This window comes from Streptomyces sp. NPDC048612, assembly GCF_043199295.1.
Taxonomy (GTDB): Bacteria; Actinomycetota; Actinomycetes; order Streptomycetales; family Streptomycetaceae; genus Streptomyces.
The window spans coordinates 133003-158284 of record NZ_JBICVV010000014.1; the positions used below are offsets into that span (position 1 = coordinate 133003).

Sequence of the window (25282 nt, forward strand, 5' to 3'; positions counted from 1 at the left end):
CACCCGCCCGGCGGGGGGGGGGCCCCCCCGCCCCCCCCCCGCCCCCGGCGCGCCCCCCCCCCCCCGGGGCGCCCCCCCCCCTCGCCGGGGCGCGCCCCCCGCGGCGTTGTGCCGGGTGCCCTCTCAGACCAGGAAGTCCCGCGCCAGCTGCGCCGCCGCCCGCTCCAGCAGCGGCCCCGCCTCGGCCATACAGCGGGCCGGGTCGGGCTCCAGATCCGTCAGGGCGTACGCCCGCCGGATACCGGCCGCGGCCAGCGCCTCCTGCGGCAGCCGGAGCCGGCCGCAGACCGCGACCACGTCCAGGCCGGCCGCGCGGGCCGCGGCGGCGACACCCGCCGGGGCCTTGCCGTGCAGGGTCTGTTCGTCGAGCGAGCCCTCGCCGGTGATGACGAAGGTGGCCCCGGACAGCGCCGGGGCGAAGCCCAGGACGTCGAGCATCACCTCGATGCCCGGCCGGAAGACGGCGTCCAGGCCGACCAGCGCGCCGTAACCGACGCCGCCCGCGGCGCCCGCGCCGGGCGCCAGGGCGTGTTCCGCGGCCCGGGGGCCGACCGCACGCGCCAGCACCTCGGCGTAGTGCGCCAGGGCGGCGTCCAGGGTGGCCATGTCCGCCTCGCTCGCGCCCTTCTGCGGGCCGTAGACCGCGGGGGCGCCCTTCGGGCCCGTGAGCGGGTTGTCGACGTCGCTGGCGAGCACGATCCCGGTCTCCGCCAGCCGGGGGTCCAGGCCCGACAGGTCGGCGGTGGCCAGGTCGCGCAGCGGGCCGCCGCCGGGGGCGACCGGCTCGCCGTCCGCGTCCAGGAACCGTGCGCCGAGCGCCGCGAGCATCCCCGCCCCGCCGTCGGTCGTGGCGCTGCCGCCGACGCCGAAGACGATCGAGGCCGCGCCCGCGTCGAGGGCCGCGAGCAGCAGCTCGCCGGTGCCGTACGTACTCGCCGTCAGGGGCGCGAAGACGCCGTCGGGAAGGTGCTGGAGTCCGGACGCCTCCGCCATCTCCACCACCGCGGTGCCGTCGGCGCCCAGCGCGAACGTGGCCGTGACCGGCGCGCCCGTGGGGCCGGTGACCCGTGCCTCATGGCGGGTGAAGCCGGCCGCGAGGGCCGCCGCCACCGTGCCGTCGCCGCCGTCGGCGACCGGGACGGCCGAGACCGCCAGCCCGGGGACGACCTGCCGCAGACCGGCCGTGACATGCTCGGCGACCTCGACGGCCGTGAGCGACCCCTTGAATTTGTCCGCGGCGATCAGCACCTGTGCCGTGGGTGTCCTTGCTGCGTCCGCCACCGTGTTTCCCCTTGCTTTCGAACTGGCAGTCGCGCCGCTGTGACCTTATCCGGCACATGCCGCGCCGAACAGGGCACACAAGTCCGGCTGCGCCGCCGAGCGCCCCGGAGTGCGCCCCTCGGTTCCGCCGCTGGGGCACGGCGCCGGGCCCGTCCGTCTAGGCTCGCGCCGTGACGACGATGGACTACGCCACCTACCTGGCCGGGCTGCCCCGCGTACTCGCGGGCGCGGGCATCCTCTTCCGCGACGCGGAGGGCCGGCTGCTGCTCGTGGAGCCCAACTACCGCGACACCTGGATTCTGCCCGGCGGCACCGTCGAGTCGGACGCGGGCGAATCGCCCCGCCAGGCCGCCCGCCGCGAGACCGCCGAGGAGATCGGCCTGGACGTCGAGCCGGGCGCGCTGCTCGCCGTCGACTGGGTACGCGGCAGGCACCGGCCGCCCCTGGTCTTCTACCTCTACGACGGCGGGGTGCTGGACGCCGCCCGGCTGGCAGCGATCCGGCTCCAGGAGGAGGAGCTGCTCTCCTGGCGGCTGGTCCACTGGGACGAGGCGCAGACCCTGGTCAGCCACGAGATGGCGCTGCGGCTCGACGCCGCGCTGAAGGTCCTCGCGGGCGGCCGGGGCCCTGCGGAACTGGAGGACGGAGTGCCGCCTAACGGCGCCGGCGGCCCGGCGTAGCGCGAGGTCCCGCCCTCGGCCGGGGGCGTGGCTGGTGGCCTGACGTGGGTGGGGGCGTGCCGTAGCCGACCGTGTGCCGCAGCCGATGCCGCGCCGCGCGCCCGTCGCTGACGGTCCGTCGAAACACACTGGACGGCGGGGCGTCCGCGCTGCCTAGGCTGACCGCCATGGATGTCATCGCAGCGAGGATCGCGCAGGTGCCGGGGGTCGTCGGGGTGATGCTCGGCGGGAGCCGGGCGCGGGGCACCCACCGGGCGGACTCCGACTGGGATCTGGGGGTCTACTACCGGGGAGCGCCGGACCCGGTGGCACTGGAGACGCTGGCCGCGGAGCTGAGCGGCGGCCCCGTCGAGGTGTACGGGCCGGGCTCCTGGGGCGCCTGGGTCGACGGCGGCGCCTGGCTGGCGCTGCCCGACGGCCGTCGGGTGGACCTGATTCTCCGGGACATCGAGCGGGTGCGACGGGTCTGGGAGGAGTGCCGCGCGGGCCGCTTCGAGATCGGCGAACAGGCCGGGCACCCGCTCGGCTTCTGGTCCCCCGCCTACCCGGGCGAGGTGGCGCTGGGCCAGGTGCTCGCCGACTCCGGCGGCGCACTGACCCGGCTCCGGAGCGAGACCCGGGACTACCCGGAGGCCCTGCGCACGGCACTGACCGGCGCCGCGGTCTGGGATGCCGGGTTCTCGGTGGCGATGGCGGGCAAGTCGGCCGGGGCCCGGGACGTCCTGCACGCGGCCCTGTGTCTGTCCCGCGCCGTCGGCGATCTCGTCCAGGCCCTGCACGCCCACCACCGCACGTGGTGCCTCAACGAGAAGGGCGCCCTCGCCGCGGCCGCCGGCATGCCGGACACCCCGCCCGGCTTCGCCACCCGCGCCACCGCCCTCCTCGGCGAACTCGGCCGTACGGAAGGCGAGTTGCTCCGGTCACTGACGGAGGCGGAGGGGCTGGTGGCAGAGGTACGGGCGGTGGTGGGCGGCTAGGGTCTGCCGGTTGAGGGGCCGCGTCGCGCTGTCGTGCCCCGCGCGTGTCCGTACGCGCGCGGGGGGGGCCGGTCAGCCGCACGCCTCCGCCGGGAAGAGGGTGCCGGGTGTCCGCTCGAAGGCGAGCAGCCGGCGCTTGCGGTCGAGGCCGCCGCCGTAGCCGGTGAGGCTGCCGTTGGCGCCGACGACGCGATGGCACGGGACGATGATGCCGACCGGGTTGCGGCCGTTGGCCAGGCCGACCGCGCGGGACGCCGACGGGGCGCCGAGCCGCTCGGCGAGCTGCCCGTAGGACACCGTCTCGCCGTACGGGATAGTGCACAGCGCCGCCCACACACGGCGCTGGAAGGGCGTCCCGCGCAGCGCGAGCGGCAGGTCGAAGGTGGTCGACTCGCCGTGGAAATAGGCCCGGAGCTGGTCGATGGCCACGGCGAACGGCGGCTCGCCGGGGTCCGCCGGGTCGCCGAAGGTCTCCTGGGGCGGGCGGTGGCGCTGGTCGGTCATGTAGAGACCGCTGAGGGCGTCGCCGGTGGCGACGAGGGTGAGCGGCCCCACCGGGGTGCCGTCCAGGACGGTGTGGGTGACGGGGGCGGCGGGTTCGGGTGCGTGAACGGTCATGGCAGCGGGCTCAGTTCGTCGGGAGGTGGTTGATGGGGTGGTCGTCGGTGGCCCAGAGGTACTGGACGGCGTAGGCGCGCCAGGGGCGCCAGAGCGCGGAGTGCCGGACGAGGGCGGCCGGGGTGTCCGGCAGGCCGAGGCCGGCGGCCGCGCGGCGCAGGCCGAGATCGGTCGGGGTGAAGGCGTCCGGGTCGCCGAGTGCGCGCATGGCGATGCATTCGACGGTCCAGGGGCCGATTCCCGGCAGCGCCGCGAGCTGCGCACGGGCGGCGTCCCGGTCACTGCCGACGTCCAGTTGCAGCGCGCCGGAGCCGAGGGCGGCGATGACGCCGGTGAGGGTGGCCCGGCGGGTACGGGGCATCGCCAGCCGCTCCGGATTCAGTCCGGCGAGCGCGGCGGTGGACGGGAAGAGGTGGGTGAGGCCGCCGTCCGGGTCGTCGACCGGTTCGCCGTGCGCCCGGACCAGCCGTCCGGCGTGGGTGCGGGCCGCCGCGGTGGAGACCTGCTGGCCGAGGACGGCGCGGACCGCGAATTCCTCCGCGTCGCCCGTCCGCGGGACCCGGCGGCCGGGGGCCTTGTCGACGAGCGGGGCCAGCCGCGGGTCCTCGCGGAGCAGCCCGTCGACGGCTTCCGGGTCCGCGTCGAGGTCCAGCATCCGGCGGCAGCGGGCGATGGCGCCGGCCAGATCGCGCAGATCGGTGAGGGAGAGGCGGCAGTCGATGTGGTCGGGGCGGGGCGCGAGGGCGACGATGCCGTGCCCGTAGGGGAGGTTCAGGGTCCGGCGGTAGGCGCCGTCCCGCCACTCCTCGACGCCGGGGACCGCGGTGGCGGCGAGATGCCCGAAGAGGTTGTCGGGGTTCAGCGGCTGCCGGAAGGGGAGCCGCAGCGCGAGCGCACCGGGCACCGCCGCCCGCGGTCCGGGCCGGGCGCGCTGCCGCAGCTCCGTCGGGGACAGTGCGAAGACCTCCCGTACCGTCTCGTTGAAGGTGCGGATGCTGGCGAACCCGGCGGCGAAGGCGATCTCGGCCATCGGCAGTGCGCTGGTCTCCACCAGGAGCCGGGCGGTCTGCGCCCGCTGGGCACGGGCCAGGGCGAGCGGCCCCGCCCCGAGCTCGGCCAGCAGCTGCCGCTCGATCTGCCGGGTGCTGTAGCCGAGCCGGGCGGCGAGCCCGGGGATGCCCTCCCGGTCGACGACGCCGTCGGCGACCAGCCGCATGGCGCGGGCCACGAGGTCGGCCCGCTCGTTCCACTCCGGGGACCCCGGGCTGGCGTCCGGACGGCACCGCTTGCAGGCCCGGAACCCGGCCTGCTGGGCGGCCGCCGCGCTCGGGTAGAAGCGCATGTTCTCCGGCTTGGGCGGCACCACGGGGCAGCTGGGCCGGCAGTAGATCCGGGTCGTGAGCACGGCGGTGTAGAACCAGCCGTCGAAACGGGCGTCCTTGGACTGCACGGCGCGCAGACAGCGCTCGGTGTCGGTGTGCATGCCTTCAGGATTGCTCAGCCGACGGCGTCGGGCTGGCGAGAATCCGACATCAAGGTGGGTTGACCAGGGTGCCCGGTGGTGGGGGGACCGCCAGGCCACCGGGGCGAACCACCGCACCGCACCCGACGGCCCCGGTGAGCAGTCGTTCAGCTACTCACCGCCGTTGATGCTCGCCCGCTCCACCCCGCCGTCCTGGACGTACCACTTCTTGAGGATCTTCGTGTACTCGCCGCTCCTGATGACGCGGTCGAGGGCTCCGCGCACCGCGTCGCGCAGGGCCGTGTGGGTCTTGGCGACCGCTATGCCGTAGAGCCCGGGTTCGAGTTGCTCGCCGACGATTTCCAGGACGCCGCCGCCGGAGAGGGTGGCGACGGTGTGCGCCGCCACCGGGAAGTCGTCGAGACAGGCCGAGGAGCGGCCCTTGGCGACGTCGTCGTAGAGCGCGGGCTGTGAGTCGAACTCCCGGATCTTGATTTCCTTGGCGGTCTTCCGCCCGATCTCGCCGACGAGGTCACGGGCCAAGGAGCCGCGCTGGACGGCGACGGTCCTGCCGGACAGGTCCGCCGGCTTGCTGATGCCGTCCGGGTTGCCCCTGCGGACGGCGATCACGAGCCCGGCCCTGAAGTAGTCGACCATGTCGACGCCGCTGCCGGTCTTCTCGCCGTTCAGGCGTCCCTGCTGACGGTCCTCGGTGTCGCCCATCGCCGACATGACCAGGTCGTAGCGGCCCGCGGCCAGCCCGGTGAGGAGGGCGTCAAAGGTGGCGTTCTCGAAGGTGAGGCGCACACCCAGCTCGCGACCGAGGGCATTGGCGAGGTCGACGTCGACTCCTGCGGGCTTGCCGTCCTTGACGAACTCCATGGGCGCGTAGGCGATGTCCGACCCGACGATGACCCTGCCCTTGGCCCGGATCTCCGGCGGCAGGTGGCTTGACGGCTTGCCCGAGTCGGCGGGCCGTTTCCCGGCGTGCTTCCCGGTCGTGCCGCGGTCCTGGCCCTCCGGCCACAGTGCCCAGCCCAGCGCTCCGGTGCCGGCCAGGCCCCCGACGGCGGACAGCGCGGCGAGCACCCGGCGCCGGCTCGGCCCCGGGGTCGCGGGGTGCCCGGGGAGGTGGGGCGGCGGGGGCGTGGCGGCGTGTGCGGGCCACGCCGGGGGTGTGCCGGGCGGGGGCGGGGGCGGTGGGCCGTCCGGCGTCGCACCGGTCGGCAGCTGGTCGAACGGGACGCCTGCCGGCCCCTGGGCGGGCGGCCGCCGGGCGGAGGCGTCCGGGGACCTGGGGTCGGCGAGCCGCGCGTCCAGACGGCGGAGCTGTCCGGCGACCGGGGCGGGCAGCCAGTCGCCGTACGGGCCGGGCCCGCCCACCCGCGCCATGAGGGCGGGCAGCGCGGGCCGCTGCTCCGGGTCCTTGGCCAGGCATGCCGCCGCCACCTCCGTCAGCCCGTCCGGGAGACCGTCGAGCCTCGGCTCCTCGTGCACGGTGCGGTACATGAGGATCTGTGGATCGGCGCTCCCGTACGGGCCGCCGCCGGTCGCCGCGAACACGATCACCCCGCCGAGCGCGAAGACGTCCGCCGCGCCGGTGACCGCCGGGCCCGTCATCGCGAGTTGCTCGGGCGCCATGAACCCCGGCGTGCCGAGGGCGGTGCCGGTCATCGTCAGAGCGGTGTCCGTGGCCGAGTAGGCGATGCCGAAGTCGATGACGCGCGGGCCGTCGGCCGTGAGCAGGATGTTCGACGGCTTGAGGTCTCGGTGCACCAGGCCGTCCGCATGCACCGCCGCGAGGGCCTGCAGCAGGCCCGCCGCCAGCAGCCGGACCGCCGGCTCCGGCAGCGGCCCGCAGTCGTGCACGGCATCGGTCAGCGAGACGCCCGGCACGTAGTCGGTCGCCATCCAGGGCACGTCGTCGTGCGGTGCGGCGTCGACCACGGGGGCCACGAACGGGCCGCCCACCCGCCGGGCGGCGGCCACCTCACGGGCGAAACGCGTCCGGAAGCCGCGGTCGTCGGCGAGTTCGGACCGTGCGGTCTTCACCGCCACCGTCCGGCCGTCCGCCGCACGGCCGAGATAGACCCGGCCCATGCCGCCGCCCCCGAGGAGCCCGACGATCCGGAACGGTCCGATCTGCTGCGGGTCGTCCTTGGCCAACGGTCGCACCCAACTACCCCCACCCCGTGCCCGACATGTGCGCGACAGTATTCCGTACCCGGTCCCGCGCCTGTCTCGTGCGGGCTGCGGGGCCGATCCGGAGGGCTGTGCTCGCGGGCCGCTCTCCCCGGTTGCCCGCGAGGGACGCGTACTTCCTCTCCGGCCGTGTGCCGCGGTCAGCGGACGAGCGCGGCGTAGACGGCGAGCGCCGGCTCGTCGAAGAGAACGAAGCGGACCTCGTCGACGGCCGTCCCGGTGTCCCGTACGGTCTCCACCGCGATCCGCGCCGCATCGTCCGTCGGCCAGCCGTACACCCCCGTCGAGATGGCCGGAAAGGCGACTGTCCGCGCGCCGAGTTCGTCGGCGACCCGGAGGGACTCGCGGTAGCAGGAGGCGAGGAGCGCGGAGCGGTCCTCGTTGCTGGTCCATACGGGGCCGACGGTGTGGATGACCCAGCGGGCCGGGAGGCGGCCGGCGGTGGTGGCGACGGCCTGGCCGGTGGGGAGGCCGGGGCCGTACTGTGCGGCGCGCAGGGCGCGGCACGCGTCGAGGATCTCCGGGCCGCCGCGCCGGTGGATCGCGCCGTCCACACCTCCGCCGCCGAGCAATGAGGAGTTGGCGGCGTTGACCACGGCGTCCACGGCCTGTTCGGTGATGTCGCCCTGGACGAGGGTGAGGGAGGTGCTCATGGGGACCGAGCCTAAGGCGGTGTCCGGCGGATCTCCGGGAGCGACGGGCGGGGGCCGGGGTCGGGGACCGGAGATCCGCTGGGGCGGGGCGCCGCCTGAACGGAGCGTCGGTCAGCGGCGGTTGGCGCGCAGGCGGCGCCAGACCCGCTTGGCGGCGTAGTGGCCGGACATGCCGTGGACGCCAGGGCCGGGCGGGGTGGCCTGGGAGCAGAGGAAGACGGCGGGGTGGGCGGTCTCGTAGGGGACGCGGGCGAGCTTGGGGCGGATGAGCAGGCGCAGGCCGGCCGCGGAGCCGGTGGCGGTGTCGCCGCCGACGTAGTTGGCGTTGCGGGCGGCGATCTGGGGCGGGCCGGCGACCGCGCGGGCCAGCACGAGGTCGCGGAAGCCGGGCGCGAAGCGCTCGATCTGCCGCTCGACGACCTCGGTGGCGTCGCCCTCCCAGCCGTGCGGGACATGGCCGTAGGCCCAGAAGGTGTGCTTGCCCTCGGGGGCGCGGGTGGGGTCGATCAGGCTGGGCTGAGCGGTGATCAGGAAGGGGACGGAGGGGTCCTGGCCGTGGGTCGCGGCGTTGAGTGAGGCGCCGATCTCGCCGCTGGTGGGGCCGATGTGGACGGTGCCGGCGCGCTGGGCCTCCTTGGCCGTCCACGGCACCGGGGCGGACAGCGCGTAGTCAATCTTGAAGACGCTGGGGCCGTACTTCACCTCGCGGTAGGCGTTGCCCAGTCCGGCGATCCGGGCGAGCGCGGTCGGGGAGGTGTCGAAGACGTACGCGCGGGCCGGCGGCAGGTCGTCCAGGCGCTTGACCTCGAAGTCGGTGTGCACGACGCCGCCGTGGGCGCGCAGCAGACCGGCGAGCGCGTCGGAGATGGCCTGGGAGCCGCCGCGCGGTACCGGCCAGCCCTTGTGGTGGCCGGCGAGGGCGAACATCAGGGCCATGCCGGCGGTGCCGAAGCCGCTGAGCGGGGCGTTGGCGTGCGCCCCGAGCCCGGCCAGCAGTGCGCGGGCCTTCTCGTCCTGGAAGCGGCGGTCGAGGAGGCTGACCGGCTGCATCGCGACCAGGCCGAAGCGGGCGTAGGTCACCGGGTCCTGCGGCAGGCCGAGCCACTGGGTGCGCAGGAAGTCGTGGGCCATGGTGTCCCACTTGCCGATGAAGGGCGCCACGAGCCTTCGGTAGGTGCCGGCGTCTCGCGGCCCGAAGGACATCGCGGTCTCGCCGACGGACTGGGCGAGCACGGCGGCCGTGCCGTCCGGGAACGGGTGCGCCATCGGGAGTTCGGGGTGCAGCCATTCCAGGCCGTGGCGGTCCAGCGGCATGGCGGAGAAGGCGGGCGAGCCGATGCCGGTGGGGTGCACCGCCGAGCAGGGGTCGTGGCGGAAGCCGGGGAGGGTCAGCTCCTCGGTGCGGGCGCCGCCGCCGATGGTGTCGCGGGCCTCGAAGACCTCAACGGACATACCGCGGCGGGCCAGTTCGACGGCCGCCGTCAGGCCGTTGGGTCCCGCTCCGATCACCACGGCATCGAGCATCCTCGGCACCTGCGCCACTCCCCTCGTGTGCGACCCTCGCCGTCGAGGGTCAGTTGGCGGCTGCCAGCAGTCCGAGGATACGCCGCGCCGTTTCGGCGTCCCGCGCCGCAGTGAAGGGCAGCGCATTGCCGCCTTCGATACGGAACGGCTGCCCGGCGACCGTGCCGCTGGCGCCTCCCGCCTCGTGGACCAGCAGCAGCCCGGCGGCGTGGTCCCAGGCGTTCTCCCAGCTGAAGGCCGTGGCGTCGATCTCGCCGCGGGCTATGTGCAGATACTCCAGGCCCGCCGAGCCACAGGGGCGCGGGGCGATACCGCCGGTCTCCAGGGTGGCGAGCACCCGCTTCTGCTCGTCGTCGGTGAAGTCGTAATGGGAGGTGGCGACGTCGAGCACCGCGCCGGCGGACGGGCTGCCGGCCCGCAGCGGGACGCCGTTCAGCCAGGCGCCGGCGCCACGCCGGGCGATGGCCATCAGGCCGAGCGCGGGGGCGTACGTCCAGGAGGCCAGCACCTCACCGCGGTGGGCGAGGGCGACGAGCGTGCAGAAGCCCGGGTCGCCGTGGACGAACTGGCGGGTGCCGTCGACCGGGTCGACGATCCAGACGGGGGCGTCGCCGTGCAGCGCGTCGAGCACCCGCGGGTCGGCGTGCACCGCTTCCTCGCCGACCACCAGGGAGCCGGGCAGCAGGGCCGTGAGCGAGGCGGTGAGGTGCTCCTCGGCGAGGCGGTCGGCGACTGTGACGAGGTCGTGCGGCCCGTTCTTCTCGACGATGTCCTCGGCGGCGAGCTGCCGGAAACGCGGCGTGATCTCGTCGGCCGCGGCGCGGCGGACGGCGGCCTCGACGGCGGCCAGGTCCAGGTCCAGCGCCGCCGGGCCGGGCGTCGGGGCGCCCGGGGCGGTGTCCGGGGTCGCTGCGGACGGAACGGCGGCGGCCGGGGTGGCAGGGGCCGGAGTGGTGGCAAGCGGGTTGATCTCGGTGTCTCCCGACTCTTGGGTACGCAGTGCTTCGATCATGTGTCCATCGAAACACGAGCCACTGACACTACGACTGGACTCCAGGTGAATTCCGGATGCCGCGGCGGGCACGGCCGGGGGCCGCGGCGGGCACCGCTGGGGGCCGCGGCGGGCACCGCTGGGGGCCGCGGCGGGCACCGCTGGGGGCCGCGGCGGGCACGGCCGGATGCCGCGCCCGCCCGGCGAGCGCCGAAGGCGAGCCCGGCCCCCGGTCCCTCAGCGCCCGACCGCGTACCCCTGCATCCCCCGCGGATTCGCCGCGGCGGAGAGCACCCCGGTCTCCGGGTCCCGCGCCACCGCGCACAGCCGCCCCTCGGACCAGGCGTCACCCACCGTCACCCGGTGACCACGCCGCCGCAGCCCGTCGATCACTCCCTGGCCGATCCGGGACTCCACGGTCACGCTCCCCGGCCGCATCTCACGCGGGAAGAAGGACCCGGGGAAGGAGTCGTTGTGCCAGTTCGGGGCGTCGACGGCACCCTGCAGGTCGAGGCCGCCGCGGACCGCCCCGCGCAGCGCCACGGCCAGGAAGAAGTGCAGCTGCCACTGGTCCTGCTGATCGCCGCCCGGCGTCCCGAAGGCCATCACCGGGACCCCGTCGCGCAGCGCGAGGGACGGGGTGAGGGTGGTGCGCGGGCGCCGCCCCGGGGTGAGCGAGTTGGGCAGGCCCTCCTCCAGCCAGGCCATCTGCAGCCGGGTGCCCAGCGGGAAACCGAGCGACGGGACGACGGGGTTGGACTGCAGCCAGCCGCCGGACGGGGTGGCGGAGACCAGGTTGCCCCAGCGGTCGACGACGTCGATATGGCAGGTGTCGCCGCGGGTCGCACCGTTCCGGTCGGTCTCGGGCGCGACATCCGCCGTCACCCCGCCGGGCCCGGCCGCCGCCCCGTGCGCGACGGTCGGCTCGCCCGCCCCGCTCCCGGAGGCGCCCCGCGCGTCGAGGCCCTCGCCGCCCGCCGCCGCGTGCTTGCTCAGCCGCGGAGTGCGGCCGTCCGGGCTGCCGGGGCGCAGCTCGTACGAGGCGCGCTCGCCGATGAGGGACCGGCGGGCGGCGTTGTAGCCGTCGCTGAGCAGCGCGTCGAGCGGCACCTCGGCGGCGTCGCCGTACCAGGCCTCGCGGTCGGCCATCGCCAGCTTGCAGCCCTCGATGAGCAGATGGACGTACTCCGGGCTGCCGTACGCGGGCAACTCCGGTGGCAGCAGGGCGAGTTGCTGGAGGAAGGCGGGGCCCTGGGACCAGCCGCCGGCCTTGGCGACGGTCCAGCCGTTCCAGTCGTGGGTGACCGGCGCCTCGTAGGTGGCGGCGAAGGCGGCCAGGTCGTCGCCGGTGAGGGTGCCCGCGTGGCGTTCGCCGGAGGTGTCCATGGCGGGGCGGGCCGCGAAGGCGGCGAGCGCCTCGCCGATGAAGCCTTCGCGCCAGATACGGCGGGCGGCGTCGATCTGCGCCTCCCGGCCGGTCGCCGCGGCCTCCGCCTCGGTCGTGAGCCGGCGCCAGGTGGCGGCCAGCGGACGGTTCCGCAGCAGCCCTCCGGGGGCGACGGGCCGGCCGTCGGGGAGGTACAACTCGGCGGAGGAGGTCCACTCCGTCTCGAAGAGTGCGCGGACCGTTTCGACGGTCGCGCCGATCCGCTCGACGGCGGGGTGGCCGTGCTCCGCGTAGCCGATCGCGTACCGCAGCACCTCGGCGAGGGACTTGCTGCCGTGATCGCGCAGCAGCAGCATCCAGGCGTCGAAGGCGCCGGGGACCGCGGCGGCGAGCGGTCCGGTGCCGGGCACCAGGTCGAGGCCCAGCGCGGTGTAGTGCGCCACGCTCGCCCCGGCCGGTGCCGGGCCCTGGCCGCAGAGCACCCGCACGGGCCCGTCCGCGGGCGCCAGGAGGATCGGCACCTCCCCCGCCGGGCCGTTCAGGTGCGGCTCGACGACATGCAGCACGAACCCGGCGGCCACCGCTGCGTCATAGGCGTTGCCGCCGTCCTCCAGGACGGCCATCGCGGACTGGGACGCCAGCCAGTGCGTGGTGGAGGCCATGCCGAAGGTGCCTTGGAGGGTCGGGCGGGTGGTGAACACGGTGACTCCTCGGTGGTGCGGCGGGAACGCGGTGCGGCGGGTACGGGGCGGCCGTCCCGTCGACCGGCCCTCCGCGATCGTACGTACGGCTCGCCGACCTGGCCGAGGCCCTGACCCGGATCGCCGGGGACGCCCCCGCCTGGGACACGCTCGCCCGGCAGCACGCCCCCGCCTGGCACCCGGACACCGAGAACTGACAGGACGGACCGCGCGGAAACTGACAGGACGGACCACGGACGGCTGCGTACGCTCGCACCATGACCACCGGCACCGACCCCTCCCCCGACCAGCCGCCCCACCGCCCCCTCGTCGCGATCCTCACCGGAGCAGGGATCTCCACCGACTCCGGGATTCCCGACTACCGGGGGCCGAACGGGCTGTGGCGGCGGGACCCGGAGGCCGAGAAGCTGGTCACCTATGACGCGTACATGGGCGATCCGGAGATCCGGCGGCGGTCGTGGCGGATGCGGCAGGAGAGCCCCGCGTTCCGGGCGCGGCCGAACGCCGCACACGAGGCGGTGGCCAGGCTGGAGCGGTCCGGGACCCCGGTGCGGGTGATCACGCAGAACGTCGACGGGCTGCATCAGCGCGCCGGGATGCCCGACCGTAAGGTGCTCGAACTGCACGGCACGGTACGGGCGGTGACCTGCACCCGCTGCCATGCCCGGTCGTCGATGGCCGAGGCGCTGGAGCGGGTGACCGCGGGCGAGCCGGACCCGGCGTGCCTGGTGTGCGGCGGGATTCTGAAGTCGGCGACGGTGATGTTCGGTGAGCGGCTGGACCCGCACGTGCTCGGTACGGCACTGGGCGTGGCGAAGGCGGCGGAGGTCTTCCTGGCGGTCGGTACGACGCTCCAGGTCCAGCCAGCCGCCTCACTCGCGGGGGTGGCCGCCGAGCACGGCGCACAACTGATCATCGTCAACGCCGAGCCGACCCCGTACGACCCGCTCGCCACCGAGGTGATCCGCGAGCCGATCGGCAGCGCACTGCCCCGGCTGCTGGAGGAACTCGCGACGCGACCATGAGGCAGGCCGGCGACGCCCCTCAGCATGCGAAGTACTGGGGGTAATAGGTGTGCTTCATCGAGACCTGCTCCGGTGTGAGGGCATGTACGACCATGTTCCCCACGACGAGTGCGTGGTGGTTCGACCAATCGACAACGTCGATCCGGCGTTCTCCGGGTTCCATTCTCCAAGCGGCATCGGTCAGCTTCACCACGAGGCCGGCCTGCATGATGAAGGCGCGAGACGCTTGCGTGATGATCCACTGCGCCTTTTCACGGTCCTGCGCCGTCATGCGACAGCATCGGGTCGCCATGTCCCACAGTTTCGTCCACCGGACGCCCGGTGTGAGCGGTCCGACATATGCGGTCTGACGGCCCTCGACGAGTGTGGACGCATAGCCGAAAACCGGCCCGAACATCGAGAACGCCGTGACTCTGCCACTGCCCTGATGGGAGGCCGGCATGGATTTCCTCTCCTGGGAAATGACCTGCGCCCGGGCTGAGGGACCCGGGCGCCGGTGTGCACTACCTGGCAACACCGGTGTGCACTAGCTAGCAACAGGGGCCGTCACCACAGCAGGCGGGAGGGTTGCAGTCGGCCCTGGTGCCCCACAGCCGCTCATCCACCTCGAACCCCTGCGCTTTGATGCGCCCGACCACATCGCCCATCAAGCCCTTCGTGCGAATCTTGCTGTTGGGCCTGTGGTGCAGGAAGTAGCCGAAATTCTCCTGACACCAGGTGGCGTACTCCTCGGTGTGGAGCATGAAGGTGTGCCAGCCGGAATCCACCTGCTCGCTCGGGGCCATTTCATCACCGGCCCGAGTGATGCCCATGACGTGGCACATCGCGATGGCTTCGCTCTGAACGCGCTCTGCGACGGAGCGTTCGAGGCCGTACTCGTCGGCGCAGAATTCCACCAGACGCTCAAACAGCTCCGGTGTGACGAGGTCGCGGCCTTGCCGAGTCCTGACCGGTTTTCCCAAAACGACTGTCACGGTGTTCCTGCCCTTCTCGTAGAGGGGCCGGGTGGCAGCTCTACGGGCCGTTGACTGAACTGAACGGGGCTCTTCATGGCGTCGCCATGGTTCGCCTTGCTTCTGGTCTCGGTTCAGTGAACGGCTGCGGGTCAACGGAACTCAATGAACTTCTACGGACTTGCATGCATTCACCCGAGGGCATTGATCGCCGACGTGATCAGCTTCCTGGCGGAGGCTCCGAAGACGGCGATACGTGCCAGTTCGGTGAAGGCCTTCGAGTACTCGGCGATCTCACGTGGCTGCGTCACGGTGAGGCCGGCGGACACAAGCTCTGCGGATACCTGCATCTCGTCGTACATGGAGAAGGGTTCGACAGGCCATGCATTGCCTCGCACCACACCCATGGGGATCACCCCAAGGCTCACGGCGGGGGTGGCCGTCATCCCGATGAGGTGCCCGAGCTGGTTCGCCATCACGTCCGGCGTGCCGATGATCGAGCGAAGAACCCATTCCTCAATCAGGAAAGCGAAGCGGCGCCCTCCTTTGCGCAGAACCCGCTGCCGGTTCATGCGTTCTGCGACGGCCTCTTCGACGTCGCCGGGCGCCTGCCTCAGGGCCACGACTGTGTCGAGAACGGCTCGGGTGTAGTACTGGGTCTGGAGCAATCCCGGGATGACCTGGGATTGATAGAAGCGGAACCAGATGGTTCGCTCAAACAGTGGCAGCACGGACTCTTGGACGCGCTTCAGGCCCGCACTCTCCATGCGGCGCCACTCGATGTACATGCCGTCGATACCACGTGCCGTGGCAATGAGGTCTGCGGTTTGTTCCTCAGCACGGCAAATGTAGGTCCAGAGCCGAATATCTCCATCGGAGGGAGAGGTTTTCCCGTTCTCAAGCCGCGAACTCTTCGATTCGTGCCATCCTGCCGCCGCCGCCACGGCGCGGGCGGTCAGGCCGGAGTCCTTGCGGATCTCGCGGAGGCGCTTTCCTAGCGCTGCCCTGGCCTCCTGGACGCTGGATGGCGGCGACGACGGGGACACAGAAGTTCAGCCCTGGTGATGGTTCAGGCCCGCCTGTACTCCTCGTGCGGGACGGCACGTTGCCAAACCGACTCGAAGGCGGTGGAGCACAGACTCACCGCGGATGACTCGGTCGTTCGCTCCTCATCGCCCTCGGGGGACAGCTCACCCTCGCCGGTGAAGTGCAAGAACACGACAAGGCTGTCATCGAAGAGCCAGAAGTCGTTACCGGGGAGGGCCAGCCCCGAAGCCATGCGTCGCGGGAGCCACCGAACCTGTTCCCCAGCCGCAACGTTGCCCGGCGTGAGGAAGTGCTCGAAGCGGAGGTAGTCGCTCATGGGCTCCGAGAAGACCCGGGCGCGACGAACCTCAACCCCACGGCCGGTGATCTCCTGCATCAGAGCCAGCCAGGGGCGCGACTTCGGGTCCCAGTCGGACAAGACGCTGTCAGGGTCGCGCTGCCAGGAGACGAAGCTCGGGTCGGACCGCATGTAGCCGTCCCGCATCTCCAGATGCACGGCAGAGTGCTTGGCCTGCCGGAACAGGTCCTCAAACGTCACTTCCTCGGCCATTGTTCACCTCCGGAAAGAACTGCATCATGCGCTTAGGGATCTCGACAACCGTCTCGTGGGACGGGAGGTCGAGCTGGGACAGCCGCTCGCCGTCCAAGACCTTCCACCCCTGCACGAGGTAGTTGTCTGCCTGATCGTCGTAGTACACGGTCGGCGACTTGCCCTCAAGTGACTCAGGGTCCTTGCCGAGCATGTGCAGAGCCATGGTGACCTCCTTGTTGCGGAAGACGAATTCTCTGTACGACCTTGCACTCAACTCATCGAGCAGCGCAGCAAACTTGCACCAACTTGCACAGGTTCAGCCCAGGAAGGAGGCCCGCCCCACGCGCCACAACGCAACACACGGACGGGGCCGGCCTCAAAGGGGCCAGGAGTGGGCGGGGTCGTCCAGCCACACCCGTTGGCCTTCAGCGGTCACGGTCAGACCGAACCGCGAGGGGGCCGGGCGGCCATGGGCGTCCCACCATCGGTACGCGTTCGCCGCCTCGTCCCAGAGTCGGCGCGGGCCGAACTGCCATACGCGGCCCGGTTTCCCGTCCCGGAACTGCACACACGCCCATGAGGTGTCACTCAGGCCGTAGAACCAGACCGGCCGAGTGCCGTCGTCCTTGTTCGCCTCGACGTAGGAGCACTGCGGGACACGGAGTCCGATGGCGAAGCGCTCCGGGCCGAATCGCTCCCCGACGAACTCCGCTTCGGTGATCGTCGTTGATGACTCTTCGCCGTCCGTCACGCTCCCCGTGACGTACTCGGAGTGCGCCCGGGGAACGAACCGTTGGGAGCGGAGCTTCATGAATTCCACGGGGCCGGTGAAGGCACCCGAAGCGCTCTGCCCATCCGGTGCCACCACGAGGCGGGCCACCGCGTCGGCGTGGCTGTAGTCCGTGCCCCACGGAGTCACGATGACCCCACCGGCCCGGCATTGCGCCACCCACGCGAACGGGAGGGCGCGGAGGCCGCACGTGGCGATCACCCGGTCATACGGCGCTGCCTCCGGGTAGCCCTGGAGCCCGTCGCCGTGGACAACACGCAGAGGGATTCCCAGCCGCTCCACGGTCGCCATGGCTGCCGTGGCGACGGTCCGGTCCACCTCCACCGTGGTCACGCACCCGGGCCCGGTGCGGTGGGCCATGAGCACGGCGTTCCAGGTGGTGGCGGTGCCGATTTCCAGGACCCTGTGGCCCGGCCGGAGGTCCAGGTCCTGGAGCATCCGGAAGACGACCGAGGGCATGGACGCGGAACTGGTCGGGACGTGCCCCGGTGCGGTGCCGGTGTGCTTCCCGTCGTCCCATTGCGTCACGATCGGTACGTCGGAGTCCGCGAACTCCTGCCACCTGGTGGGGTCGTCCGCTCTGGAAACGGCCACGCTCCGGCCGACCTCCATGTCAAACGGCCACATGAGGTCCGGCAGCACGGTGGAGCGGGGAACAGCCGCGTACGAGGGTGCCCAGTCGGAGGACAGGGCGCCTGAGGACATGAGGGCACGCCCCAGCCTGTCGAGGCCGGGGCGCTCCTCGGGTGCGTCGGTGGTCACGGGTTCAGTCACCCTTGGGCGGGTTGGGGACACCGGGACCACCGTCCGGGGTCGGGGGCGTCTGCGGGCCGGGCCACGGCTCACCCGGGACCTTGTCGCCACCGTCATACGCAAGGATCATGATCACTGCTCCTCCATGTGCTCTCTCGGTACTTGCTCACCCGTCCGACTGCCGCTGTCCGTGGGACAGTCGCCCGGGGCCTTGCCCGCCCCCTGCCGGGATCGCTCAACAACGCGGGGTGCCGGAACGGGCATCCGGCAGAGAGGCGGAGTCCGGGGCTAGCCGGCGTCCGGCTTTCCGTGGATGCGCTCGCGCATCCGGTCCAACAGGTCGGCCTTCTCCGCGTGTTGCTTGCCCGCGTTCCGGTCGTCCTTCGCCACGGCGCCGGTCTGCTTCAAGTCACCCCGCGGCTTGCGGGCGTTCAGCGGCCTGCTCATTCCCCGCCCCCTCCCTTCTGGGCACGCTCGGTGGCCGCCATGGGCACGTCGTCGTGCTGCGGATGACGTCGGAGCAGCACCCGGCAGTCCACGACCCGAGTCCGGTCGCCGGCCCTCTCGGCCGCCTTCAACTCCCGTTCCAGGTCAGCGCACTTCGCACAGCTCACGACGCACCCCGCAGGGGTGCCCGCGTCGTGAGCTGGTGGGGCGACGCGCAGAAATCGGGTGGTGCCTGCGTCCTGGTCACGCCCGCGCCTCCCTTCCGTGGGGGTGGCCCGCGATCACGCCGTTCAGGCTCCGGACCTCCAACGACCGGCCCGCCTGCCGGGCCACCTCCCGCTCCCGGCCGCAGGATTCACACACGTCGCACCCCGGGACCGGAACGGGCTCCAGCTTCGCGCCGACGAACGCAGGTCCGTTCTCACTCCCATTCATCGCGCATCCGCTCCAGTCCGGCACGTGCCGCGGCCGCACCCGCAGCGCCCCTGGACGCTGAAACTTCTCGCTCACCCATCCGAACCCCTCACTCTCTGCGCCTGGTTGGTGACAAGAGTGGGGCAGAAATCGGTACTCTGAGGAGCGATTCAGCGCCCGGTCTGGGCGTTGGTCGTGCTGGCATATGCGTGTGCCTTTGACCGGCCTAAACGCCGCCACGATTGTCAGTGACCAGGTCAATGGTCAGGGGGAGAAATGCATGCTGATGACGACACATCAGGGGCCACGGAGGGAGCAGACGACCCGCGCCGTGAGTTCGCCGAAGAGTGCAAGAGCGCGCGAGAGCTGTACCCGGACGAGCCTCTGAACCAGACCCAGCTGGGGAAGTTGACCCGAACGTCCAAGAGCACAATCTCCCGCGTGGAGACGTGCAAGGGGCCCATCCCTCCGGACCTTCCGGCTGTCCTGGACCAGGTCTTCAAGACCGACGGGAAGTTCAAGCGGCTCTACGAGGAAGTTGTGGCGAGGTCGTTCCCATCGCTGTACCGACAACGCATGGCCCTTGAACGTACCGCCGTGGTGATCAGGGAGTGGTCCCCCACGATCATTCCGGGGCTATTCCAGACAGCGGACTACGCACGCCCCTTGTTCAAGGGCAGTGCCCCGCGGGCAACGGATGCTGAGGTGTCTGCGCACATCAGCAACCGGCTTACACGCCAGTCGATATTGGGCGGGGACACCCCTCCGGACGTCCAGGTGGTGCTCTGTGAGTCAGTCCTACGCCGTCGCCTCTGCCCGCCGGACGCCATGCGTCGCCAACTGGCAGCCTTGTTGGAAGCCGGGGAGCGTCCGACCGTCCGAGTCCAAATCCTCCCGCTGGACGCACCCGCGCACCTTTTCAGCGACTGGCCCGTGACACTCCTGACCGCTCCCAGCCATACCGTCACTGTCTGCGTGGAGAGTTACCGTACCGCCGGTATCGTGGAAGATCCTGACCACGTGCGGACGGCGCTCCGTACTTACGATGAACTCACGAGCGAGGCACTTCCGGCACGGGAGAGCGCGCGCTTGATCATTGAGCAGATGGAGAAACTGTCGTGAAGAACGGTCCGGCCCAGTGGATCAAGTCAAGCTACAGCAGCGGAGAGGGCGGCAACTGCCTGGAGTGGGCACCGGCGCATGCAGGCGCCCACGGCGCGGTTCCCATCCGAGACAGCAAGGCCCCTGAAGGCCCGGCCCTCATGTTCGAGCCGACAGCATGGTCAGCGTTCGTCACCGGTGTGCAGGCAGGGAACTTCCCCGCGTAGCGCGTACGCCGACGTGCCGAAGGCCCCCTCCCGGATGCCCGGGAGGGGGCCGCTGTGCGCCCGGCCGCCGTAAAGCCCCAGCCGGACCGCCCGTGCGGCCCCTCAGACCACCCGCGCCCTCCCGCCCCGTCCCAACGCCCCGGCCATCAGCAGCGTGTACAGGACCAGCGCGGTGGCCAGGCCCACTGCCCAGCCGTAGTCGGCCAGTGGTTTGAGGAACGGGAGGAGGCCGTCGGCGGGGAAGGGGCCCTTGCCGGGGTGGGAGTAGGAGCCGCCCACCGCGAGCAGTCCGCCGGTGACGAAGGCGAGGACGGCGCGCCAGTTCCAGCCGGCCGTGTACCAGTAGCGGCCGTCGGGGCGGTAGAGGTCGGTGAGGTCGAGGACGGTCCGCCGGATGATCCAGTAGTCGGCGATGAGGATGCCGGCGACGGTGCCGAGCAGTCCGCCGACCACCCCGAGCCAGGTGAAGATGTACAGCTCGGGGGTGGCGGTGAGCTTCCACGGCAGGATGATCACGCCGACCACACCGGTGATCAGTGCGCCCGTACGGAAGTTGATGAGCTTCGGCGCCAGGTGGGCCAGGTCGTAGGCGGGCGAGACGACATTGGCCGCGATGTTGACCGAGATCGTCGCGATCAGGACGGTGACCAGCGCGAAGAGCAGTCCGAAGACGTTGTCGGACTTGCCGGCCAGGGCGACGGGGTCCCAGATCGGCGCCCCGTACACCGCCTGGGAGCCGGAAGTGACCAGGACGGAGAGCAGGGCGAAGGCCGTCATCGTGGTCGGCAGGCCGAGGGACTGGCCCCAGACCTGGGCTCGTTGGCCGGCGCCGAAGCGGGTGAAGTCGGGGATGTTCAGGGACAGCGTCGCCCAGAAGCCGATCATTCCCATGAGGGACGGGAAGAAGACCGGCCAGAAGTCCTCGCCCCAGCCCAGGGCGCTCGGCTGGCCCAGCAGCGGCCCGAACCCGCCCGCCTTGGCCGCCATCCATCCGAGCAGTGCCAGCGCGCCGATGAGGACGAAGGGCGCGGCCCAGTTCTCGAAGCGGCGCAGGGTCTCCATTCCCCGGAGGATGATGGCGAGTTCGAGGGCCCAGAAGGCCAGGAAGCACAGCCAGAGCGTCCAGGGGTAACCGGCGAACTCCGTCGCCCCGGCCCAGCCGCCGCCGAAGATCTTGCCGAGCAGGATGTAGATGCCCTGGCCGCCGATCCAGGTCTGGATGCCGAACCAGCAGCAGGCCACGGCGGCCCGCACCAGCGCCGGCAGGTTGGCGCCGCGCAGCCCGAACGACGCCCGCGCGAGCACCGGGAAGGGGATGCCGTACTTCGGGCCCGCGTGTCCGGTGAGCAGCATCGGGACGAGGACGACGAGGTTGGCCAGCGCGATGGTCAGTACCGCCTGCTTCCAGTCCATGCCGAGCGCGACCAGGCCGGAGGCGAGTGTCCAGGAGGGGATGTTGTGGGCCATGCCGACCCACAGGGCGGCGAAGTTGTAGGTGGTCCAGCGGCGGGCGGCCAGCGGCACGGGGCGCAGGTCGGCGTTGACGTAGGGGCCGTGCGCGGCGATGGTGCCCGGTGCCGGTTCGACCCGGCCGTCCGGGGCGGTGAGCTGTCCCGTCGGCGCTATGGGGTTCTCCGGCGGCAGGGGTGAGGAGGACGCGGACATGCGGGGACCTTTCGTCCGGGTGCGGGCCGCCGGTCGCCGGGCGGCGCGGTGCGCGGCGCGGCCGGGACGCCCGGCGGCCGGGCCGGGCGCGGCGCACGCAGGTCCGCAACGCGCCGCGCACCGGGCCCCGTTCAGTCGGCGAACGCGGGAAGGATCTCCGCTCCGTAGGCGTCGATGGTGGATTCCTTGGCGTCGTGCATGGCGTAGAGCGCGAACTGGTCCACGCCCAGGGCCTGGAGCTGCCGCAGCTTGTCGACGTGGGCGGCGGCCGGGCCGAGCAGGCAGAAGCGGTCGACGACGGCGTCCGACACGAAGCCGGCGTCCGGGTTGCCCGACCGGCCGTGGTGGGCATAGTCGTAGCCCTCCCGGGACGCGATGTAGGCGGTCAGCTCGTCCGGCACCATGCCGGAGTGCTCGCCGTAGCGGGCGACGAGGTCGGCGACGTGGTTGCCGACCATGCCGCCGAACCAGCGGCACTGCTCACGGGCGTGGTCGAGGTCGTCGCCCACGTAGGCCGGGGCGGCGACACAGATGGTGATGTCGGCCGGGTCGCGGCCGGCGTCCTTCGCTGCGGTCCGTACGGCCTTGACCATCCATTCGGTGAGGAAGGGGTCGGCCAGCTGGAGGATGAAGCCGTCGGCGAGTTCGCCGGCCATGGCGAGGGCCTTGGGCCCGTAGGCGGCCATCCACACCGGGAGCTTGCCGTCCTTGATCCAGGGGATCTTGACCCGGTGGTCGCCGACGTACGCCTCGCGCCCCTCGGCGAGGTCACGGATGACGCCGATCGACTCGCCCAGCCGGGCCAGGGTGTTGGGCGGGCGCCCGGCCACCCGCATCGCGGAGTCACCGCGCCCGATGCCGCAGACGGTGCGGTTGCCGTACATGTCGTTGAGGGTGGCGAAGGTGGAGGCGGTGACCTCGGGGGTGCGGGTGGTGGGGTTGGTGACCATCGGGCCGACGATCAGCCGCTCGGTGTGCTCCAGAATCCGGCTGTAGATGACGAACGGTTCCTGCCACAGCACGGTCGAGTCGAAGGTCCAGCCGTAGCGGAAGCCGTTGCGCTCGGCACGGCGCATCAGGGACACCACGGCGGAGGCGGGCGGGTCGGCCTGCAGGACGAGTCCGAAGTCCACGGCGGTGCTCCTTAGATGAGGTACTGGCAGGTGCCGCGTGGGATGTACTGGCCGTGTCCCGCGCGTCCGGTGTACTCCCGGCGGTCGAGGACGAGTTCGCCCCGCGAGAGCACGGTCTCGACCTGCCCGGTGAGCTGTTTGCCCTCGTAGGGCGAGTAGTCGACGTTCATGTGGTGGGTCTGGGCGGAGACGGTCTGCTGGACGGTCGGGTCGTAGATGACGAGGTCGGCGTCGGAGCCGGGGGCGATGGTGCCCTTCTTCGGGTAGAGGCCGAACATCCGGGCCGGGGTCGCGCAGGCGATCTCGATCCAGCGGCGGCGGCTGATCCGGCCTTCCACGACGCCCTGGTGGAGGAGGTCCATCCGGTTCTCCACGCCCGGCATCCCGTTGGGGATCTTGGAGAAGTCGCCGCGGCCCAGCTCCTTCTGCCCCTGGAAACAGAACGGGCAGTGGTCGGTCGAGACCACCTGGAGGTCATTGGTGCGCAGCCCGCGCCACAGCGCCTCCTGGTGCTCCCGCGGCCGCAGCGGTGTGGAGCACACGTACTTGGCGCCCTCGAAGTCCGGCTCGGCGAGGTTGTCGGTGGACAGGAACAGATACTGCGGGCAGGTCTCGCCGAAGACGTTCAGCCCCTTGTCGCGGGCCTGGGAGATCTCGGCGAGGGCTTCCTCGGCGGAGACATGGACGACGTAGAGCGGGGCGCCGGCCACCCGCGCGAGCTGGATGGTGCGGTGGGTGGCCTCGGCCTCCAGGAGCACCCGGCGGACCTCGCCGTGGTAGCGCGGGTCGGTATGGCCCGCGGCCAGCGCCTGTTCGACGAGGACGTCGATGGCGATGCCGTTCTCGGCGTGCATCATGATCAACCCGCCGTTGTCGGCGGACTGCTGCATGGCGCGCAGGATCTGCCCGTCGTCGCTGTAGAAGACGCCGGGGTAGGCGGTGAACAGCTTGAACGAGGTGACGCCCTCCGCCACCAGGAGGTCCATCTCCTTGAGGGTGTGCTCGTTGACGTCCGAGAGGATCATGTGGAACGCGTAGTCGATGGCGCACTGGGCGTCGGACTTGGCGTGCCAGGCGTCCAGGCCGGCGCGCAGCGACTTGCCGCGGGACTGGACCGCGAAGTCGATGAGAGTGGTCGTGCCGCCCCAGGCGGCGGCGCGGGTCCCGGTCTCGAAGTTGTCGGAGGAGAAGGTCCCGCCGAACGGGAAGTCCAGGTGGGTGTGCGCGTCGACGCCCCCCGGGATGACGTATCTGCCGGTGGCGTCGATGACGCGGTCCGCGGCGCCGGTCCAGCCGCCGGCGGTGGCGCTGCCGTGTGCCGCGAGGGCGGCGACCCGGCCGTCCTCCACCAGGACATCGGCGTGGACCTCATCGGCGGCGGTGATCACCAGTCCGCCCTGGACGACCGTACGGCTCACAATCCTGCTCCCTTCCACACCAGTGACATCGGTGGCACGGGAAGGCGGAGCCCGACGCGCACCATCCCCCCGGCAGGTCTGCTCCGCTGACGCCACGCCACAACCGGTCTACACCCGTAGATCACGGTTGAGAAGGAGACCGTAGAAGCATGTCACCCACCGTGGCAATACCGTGACCGTTCATCAGCGGAGATGTTCGTGTTGCGCCGACGATCAGCTGGACGGTTCAACGCGGGGCGCGGTCATGGGGCGCGCGGTGTCCGCGGGAGGGGTGCGGGAGTGACGCGATGGGCAGGTATTCCGCCGGACCGGCGGGCGAACCCCGCGGGCGGCCCGGCATTCTGACGGACGGATCGGAAAGGCGGCGGCTTCATGGAGCAGAGCACACCGTGGGAGTTCTCCGACGACCGGGGGCGCCTTGCGGTGGCCGGCCACCGGCCGTTGCGGATCGTGGCGTACATACAGGCGGGGGCGACGCTGTGGGACCACGGCATACGCCCGGTGGGGCTCTTCGGTTCCCAGCACGACGGCGCCGCCCCCGACCCCGCCAAGGCCGGCGAACTGCCGCTCGCGGAGCTCCCCTATCTCGGTTCGGGCGGTGCGCTGCACCCGGACTCCCTGCTGGAGGCGGAGCCGGACCTCGTGGTGGCCGTGACGTACGACGGTGAGCAGGTCTACGGGCTGGAGCCGAAGACCGCGTTGGAGCTGGAGACCCATGTCCCGGTCGCCACCGTCGCGGTGGGTCCCGGCCGGAGCCTGCCCGAGGTGCGCGAGCGGTTCGCGGCGCTCGCCGGTTCGCTCGGTCACGGTGAACCCCTCGTCCGCGCGCGGGAGTTGGACGCCGCGGAGGACGCCCTGCGGCAGGCGGCGGGCGGCGCGGCGCGGCCGCGGGTGCTGGCGCTGTCGCCCGCGGGCCCGGAGCGGGTGCATCTGGCCCGGCCCGGCTCCTGGCCGGATCTGCGGGCGCTGACCGAGCACGGTGTGGACCTGCTCCAGCCGGCCGCGGGCGCCGGGGTGAACTGGTCCACCGTCGGCTGGGCGGACGCCGCGGCGCTGGCGCCGGACATCGTGCTGATGGACGTCCGGGTCAACGCCGCCCGGCCCGAACAGCTGCGGTCCGATGCCCACTGGCGCGCGCTGGAGGCCCGGTCCCGGCTGCTGCCGTGGAACCCGGAGGCCCCGTGCAGCCGGCGGGCGCACACCCGCTTCTTCACCCTGGTGGCCGACACGGTGCGGGAGACCGCCGGGACCGGATGAGCCGTGCCGGGCCCGGCACGGCGGCGGACGGGGGCCCCGCGCCC

24 protein-coding genes are annotated in these 25282 nt (G+C 72.2%); 6 read left to right on the forward strand and 18 right to left on the reverse strand.

Annotation, left to right across the window (positions count from 1 at the left end; all coding sequences use genetic code 11):
* Positions 1–123: 123 nt before the first annotated feature.
* Positions 124–1248, reverse strand: coding sequence for a glycerate kinase (locus ACGFN2_RS22050; RefSeq protein ID WP_393363056.1), 1125 nt, complete (start codon positions 1246–1248; stop codon positions 124–126).
* 212 nt (positions 1249–1460) lie between these two features.
* Between ACGFN2_RS22050 and ACGFN2_RS22055 the strand changes: the two genes are divergently transcribed.
* The gene (locus tag ACGFN2_RS22055; protein ID WP_393363059.1) at positions 1461–1961 is read left to right on the forward strand and encodes an NUDIX domain-containing protein; all 501 of its coding nucleotides are present in this window, start codon (positions 1461–1463) and stop codon (positions 1959–1961) included.
* A 167-nt stretch (positions 1962–2128) separates the two neighbouring features.
* A complete protein-coding gene (locus tag ACGFN2_RS22060) occupies positions 2129–2938 on the forward strand; it encodes a DUF4037 domain-containing protein (protein ID WP_393362927.1) in 810 nt (269 codons plus the stop codon).
* Between the two features lie 72 nt (positions 2939–3010).
* On the opposite strand, the gene ACGFN2_RS22065 is transcribed toward ACGFN2_RS22060, so the two are convergent.
* From ACGFN2_RS22065 to ACGFN2_RS22095, 7 genes are all read right to left on the reverse strand, one after another.
* Positions 3011–3556: a methylated-DNA--[protein]-cysteine S-methyltransferase gene (locus ACGFN2_RS22065; protein ID WP_393362930.1), complete on the reverse strand. Its 546-nt coding sequence runs from the start codon at positions 3554–3556 to the stop codon at positions 3011–3013.
* A 10-nt stretch (positions 3557–3566) separates the two neighbouring features.
* The gene (locus ACGFN2_RS22070) at positions 3567–5039 is read right to left on the reverse strand and encodes an AlkA N-terminal domain-containing protein (protein ID WP_393362933.1); all 1473 of its coding nucleotides are present in this window, start codon (positions 5037–5039) and stop codon (positions 3567–3569) included.
* Positions 5040–5189: 150 nt separating this feature from the next.
* Positions 5190–7184 (reverse strand): bifunctional serine/threonine-protein kinase/transporter substrate-binding domain-containing protein, encoded by a 1995-nt coding sequence (locus ACGFN2_RS22075; RefSeq protein WP_393362936.1) that lies wholly within the window; start codon positions 7182–7184, stop codon positions 5190–5192.
* 176 nt (positions 7185–7360) lie between these two features.
* Positions 7361–7873, reverse strand: coding sequence for an O-acetyl-ADP-ribose deacetylase (locus tag ACGFN2_RS22080; RefSeq protein ID WP_393362939.1), 513 nt, complete (start codon positions 7871–7873; stop codon positions 7361–7363).
* A gap of 111 nt (positions 7874–7984) precedes the next feature.
* Entirely contained in the window at positions 7985–9397 is a 1413-nt protein-coding gene (locus ACGFN2_RS22085; protein WP_393362942.1) for a phytoene desaturase family protein, read from the reverse strand.
* Between the two features lie 49 nt (positions 9398–9446).
* Positions 9447–10409, reverse strand: a complete 963-nt coding sequence (locus ACGFN2_RS22090) for an inositol monophosphatase family protein (protein WP_362601302.1) — start codon at positions 10407–10409, stop codon at positions 9447–9449.
* Between the two features lie 216 nt (positions 10410–10625).
* Positions 10626–12476, reverse strand: a complete 1851-nt coding sequence (locus tag ACGFN2_RS22095; RefSeq protein WP_393362945.1) for a gamma-glutamyltransferase family protein — start codon at positions 12474–12476, stop codon at positions 10626–10628.
* 257 nt (positions 12477–12733) lie between these two features.
* Between ACGFN2_RS22095 and ACGFN2_RS22100 the strand changes: the two genes are divergently transcribed.
* A complete protein-coding gene (locus tag ACGFN2_RS22100) occupies positions 12734–13501 on the forward strand; it encodes an NAD-dependent deacetylase (protein ID WP_393362948.1) in 768 nt (255 codons plus the stop codon).
* Between the two features lie 19 nt (positions 13502–13520).
* Here ACGFN2_RS22100 and ACGFN2_RS22105 read toward each other — a convergent pair whose 3' ends face one another.
* The 7 genes from ACGFN2_RS22105 to ACGFN2_RS22135 all read right to left on the reverse strand — a co-directional run bounded on the left by ACGFN2_RS22105 (position 13521) and on the right by ACGFN2_RS22135 (position 18023).
* Positions 13521–13943, reverse strand: coding sequence for a hypothetical protein (locus tag ACGFN2_RS22105; protein WP_362601311.1), 423 nt, complete (start codon positions 13941–13943; stop codon positions 13521–13523).
* Between the two features lie 88 nt (positions 13944–14031).
* A complete protein-coding gene (locus ACGFN2_RS22110) occupies positions 14032–14475 on the reverse strand; it encodes a hypothetical protein (RefSeq protein WP_393362951.1) in 444 nt (147 codons plus the stop codon).
* Positions 14476–14645: 170 nt separating this feature from the next.
* A complete protein-coding gene (locus tag ACGFN2_RS22115) occupies positions 14646–15500 on the reverse strand; it encodes a helix-turn-helix domain-containing protein (RefSeq protein WP_393362954.1) in 855 nt (284 codons plus the stop codon).
* 23 nt (positions 15501–15523) lie between these two features.
* Positions 15524–16051 (reverse strand): DUF6879 family protein, encoded by a 528-nt coding sequence (locus ACGFN2_RS22120; RefSeq protein ID WP_393362957.1) that lies wholly within the window; start codon positions 16049–16051, stop codon positions 15524–15526.
* Complete coding sequence (locus ACGFN2_RS22125) at positions 16029–16256, reverse strand: hypothetical protein (protein ID WP_362601323.1); 228 nt, start codon at positions 16254–16256, stop codon at positions 16029–16031. Before ACGFN2_RS22125 ends, ACGFN2_RS22120 begins: the two co-directional genes overlap by 23 nt.
* 153 nt (positions 16257–16409) lie before the next feature.
* Complete coding sequence (locus ACGFN2_RS22130; RefSeq protein WP_393363061.1) at positions 16410–17528, reverse strand: protein-L-isoaspartate(D-aspartate) O-methyltransferase; 1119 nt, start codon at positions 17526–17528, stop codon at positions 16410–16412.
* A 336-nt stretch (positions 17529–17864) separates the two neighbouring features.
* On the reverse strand, positions 17865–18023 hold the full coding sequence (locus tag ACGFN2_RS22135; protein WP_362601328.1) for a hypothetical protein: 159 nt from the start codon (positions 18021–18023) through the stop codon (positions 17865–17867).
* Positions 18024–18713: 690 nt separating this feature from the next.
* On the opposite strand from ACGFN2_RS22135, the gene ACGFN2_RS22140 reads away from it, so the two are divergent.
* On the forward strand, positions 18714–19559 hold the full coding sequence (locus ACGFN2_RS22140; protein WP_362601331.1) for a DUF5753 domain-containing protein: 846 nt from the start codon (positions 18714–18716) through the stop codon (positions 19557–19559).
* Positions 19556–19765: a DUF397 domain-containing protein gene (locus ACGFN2_RS22145; RefSeq protein WP_362601334.1), complete on the forward strand. Its 210-nt coding sequence runs from the start codon at positions 19556–19558 to the stop codon at positions 19763–19765. The genes ACGFN2_RS22140 and ACGFN2_RS22145 overlap by 4 nt, the downstream gene beginning before the upstream one ends.
* Before the next feature lie 102 nt (positions 19766–19867).
* On the opposite strand, the gene ACGFN2_RS22150 is transcribed toward ACGFN2_RS22145, so the two are convergent.
* From ACGFN2_RS22150 to hydA, 3 genes are all read right to left on the reverse strand, one after another.
* Positions 19868–21430 (reverse strand): NCS1 family nucleobase:cation symporter-1, encoded by a 1563-nt coding sequence (locus ACGFN2_RS22150; protein ID WP_393362962.1) that lies wholly within the window; start codon positions 21428–21430, stop codon positions 19868–19870.
* 131 nt (positions 21431–21561) lie between these two features.
* On the reverse strand, positions 21562–22563 hold the full coding sequence (locus ACGFN2_RS22155) for a TIGR03842 family LLM class F420-dependent oxidoreductase (protein WP_393362965.1): 1002 nt from the start codon (positions 22561–22563) through the stop codon (positions 21562–21564).
* Between the two features lie 11 nt (positions 22564–22574).
* A complete protein-coding gene (gene hydA / locus ACGFN2_RS22160; protein ID WP_362601342.1) occupies positions 22575–23981 on the reverse strand; it encodes a dihydropyrimidinase in 1407 nt (468 codons plus the stop codon).
* A 372-nt stretch (positions 23982–24353) separates the two neighbouring features.
* Between hydA and ACGFN2_RS22165 the strand changes: the two genes are divergently transcribed.
* Positions 24354–25238: an ABC transporter substrate-binding protein gene (locus tag ACGFN2_RS22165; RefSeq protein ID WP_393362968.1), complete on the forward strand. Its 885-nt coding sequence runs from the start codon at positions 24354–24356 to the stop codon at positions 25236–25238.
* Positions 25239–25282 lie beyond the last annotated feature (44 nt).

What these genes read in the sequence shown, in the direction of transcription:
- ACGFN2_RS22055 (WP_393363059.1), top strand. Translation starts at nt 1,461, where the DNA reads ATGGACTACGCCACCTACCTGGCCGGGCTGCCCCGCGTACTCGCGGGC.
- ACGFN2_RS22060 (WP_393362927.1), top strand. Translation starts at nt 2,129, where the DNA reads ATGGATGTCATCGCAGCGAGGATCGCGCAGGTGCCGGGGGTCGTCGGG.
- ACGFN2_RS22065 (WP_393362930.1), bottom strand. Translation starts at nt 3,556, where the DNA reads ATGACCGTTCACGCACCCGAACCCGCCGCCCCCGTCACCCACACCGTC.
- ACGFN2_RS22070 (WP_393362933.1), bottom strand. Translation starts at nt 5,039, where the DNA reads ATGCACACCGACACCGAGCGCTGTCTGCGCGCCGTGCAGTCCAAGGAC.
- ACGFN2_RS22080 (WP_393362939.1), bottom strand. Translation starts at nt 7,873, where the DNA reads ATGAGCACCTCCCTCACCCTCGTCCAGGGCGACATCACCGAACAGGCC.
- ACGFN2_RS22085 (WP_393362942.1), bottom strand. Translation starts at nt 9,397, where the DNA reads ATGCTCGATGCCGTGGTGATCGGAGCGGGACCCAACGGCCTGACGGCG.
- ACGFN2_RS22090 (WP_362601302.1), bottom strand. Translation starts at nt 10,409, where the DNA reads ATGATCGAAGCACTGCGTACCCAAGAGTCGGGAGACACCGAGATCAAC.
- ACGFN2_RS22100 (WP_393362948.1), top strand. Translation starts at nt 12,734, where the DNA reads ATGACCACCGGCACCGACCCCTCCCCCGACCAGCCGCCCCACCGCCCC.
- ACGFN2_RS22105 (WP_362601311.1), bottom strand. Translation starts at nt 13,943, where the DNA reads ATGCCGGCCTCCCATCAGGGCAGTGGCAGAGTCACGGCGTTCTCGATG.
- ACGFN2_RS22120 (WP_393362957.1), bottom strand. Translation starts at nt 16,051, where the DNA reads ATGGCCGAGGAAGTGACGTTTGAGGACCTGTTCCGGCAGGCCAAGCAC.
- ACGFN2_RS22125 (WP_362601323.1), bottom strand. Translation starts at nt 16,256, where the DNA reads ATGGCTCTGCACATGCTCGGCAAGGACCCTGAGTCACTTGAGGGCAAG.
- ACGFN2_RS22130 (WP_393363061.1), bottom strand. Translation starts at nt 17,528, where the DNA reads ATGTCCTCAGGCGCCCTGTCCTCCGACTGGGCACCCTCGTACGCGGCT.
- ACGFN2_RS22135 (WP_362601328.1), bottom strand. Translation starts at nt 18,023, where the DNA reads ATGAGCAGGCCGCTGAACGCCCGCAAGCCGCGGGGTGACTTGAAGCAG.
- ACGFN2_RS22140 (WP_362601331.1), top strand. Translation starts at nt 18,714, where the DNA reads ATGCATGCTGATGACGACACATCAGGGGCCACGGAGGGAGCAGACGAC.
- ACGFN2_RS22150 (WP_393362962.1), bottom strand. Translation starts at nt 21,430, where the DNA reads ATGTCCGCGTCCTCCTCACCCCTGCCGCCGGAGAACCCCATAGCGCCG.
- ACGFN2_RS22165 (WP_393362968.1), top strand. Translation starts at nt 24,354, where the DNA reads ATGGAGCAGAGCACACCGTGGGAGTTCTCCGACGACCGGGGGCGCCTT.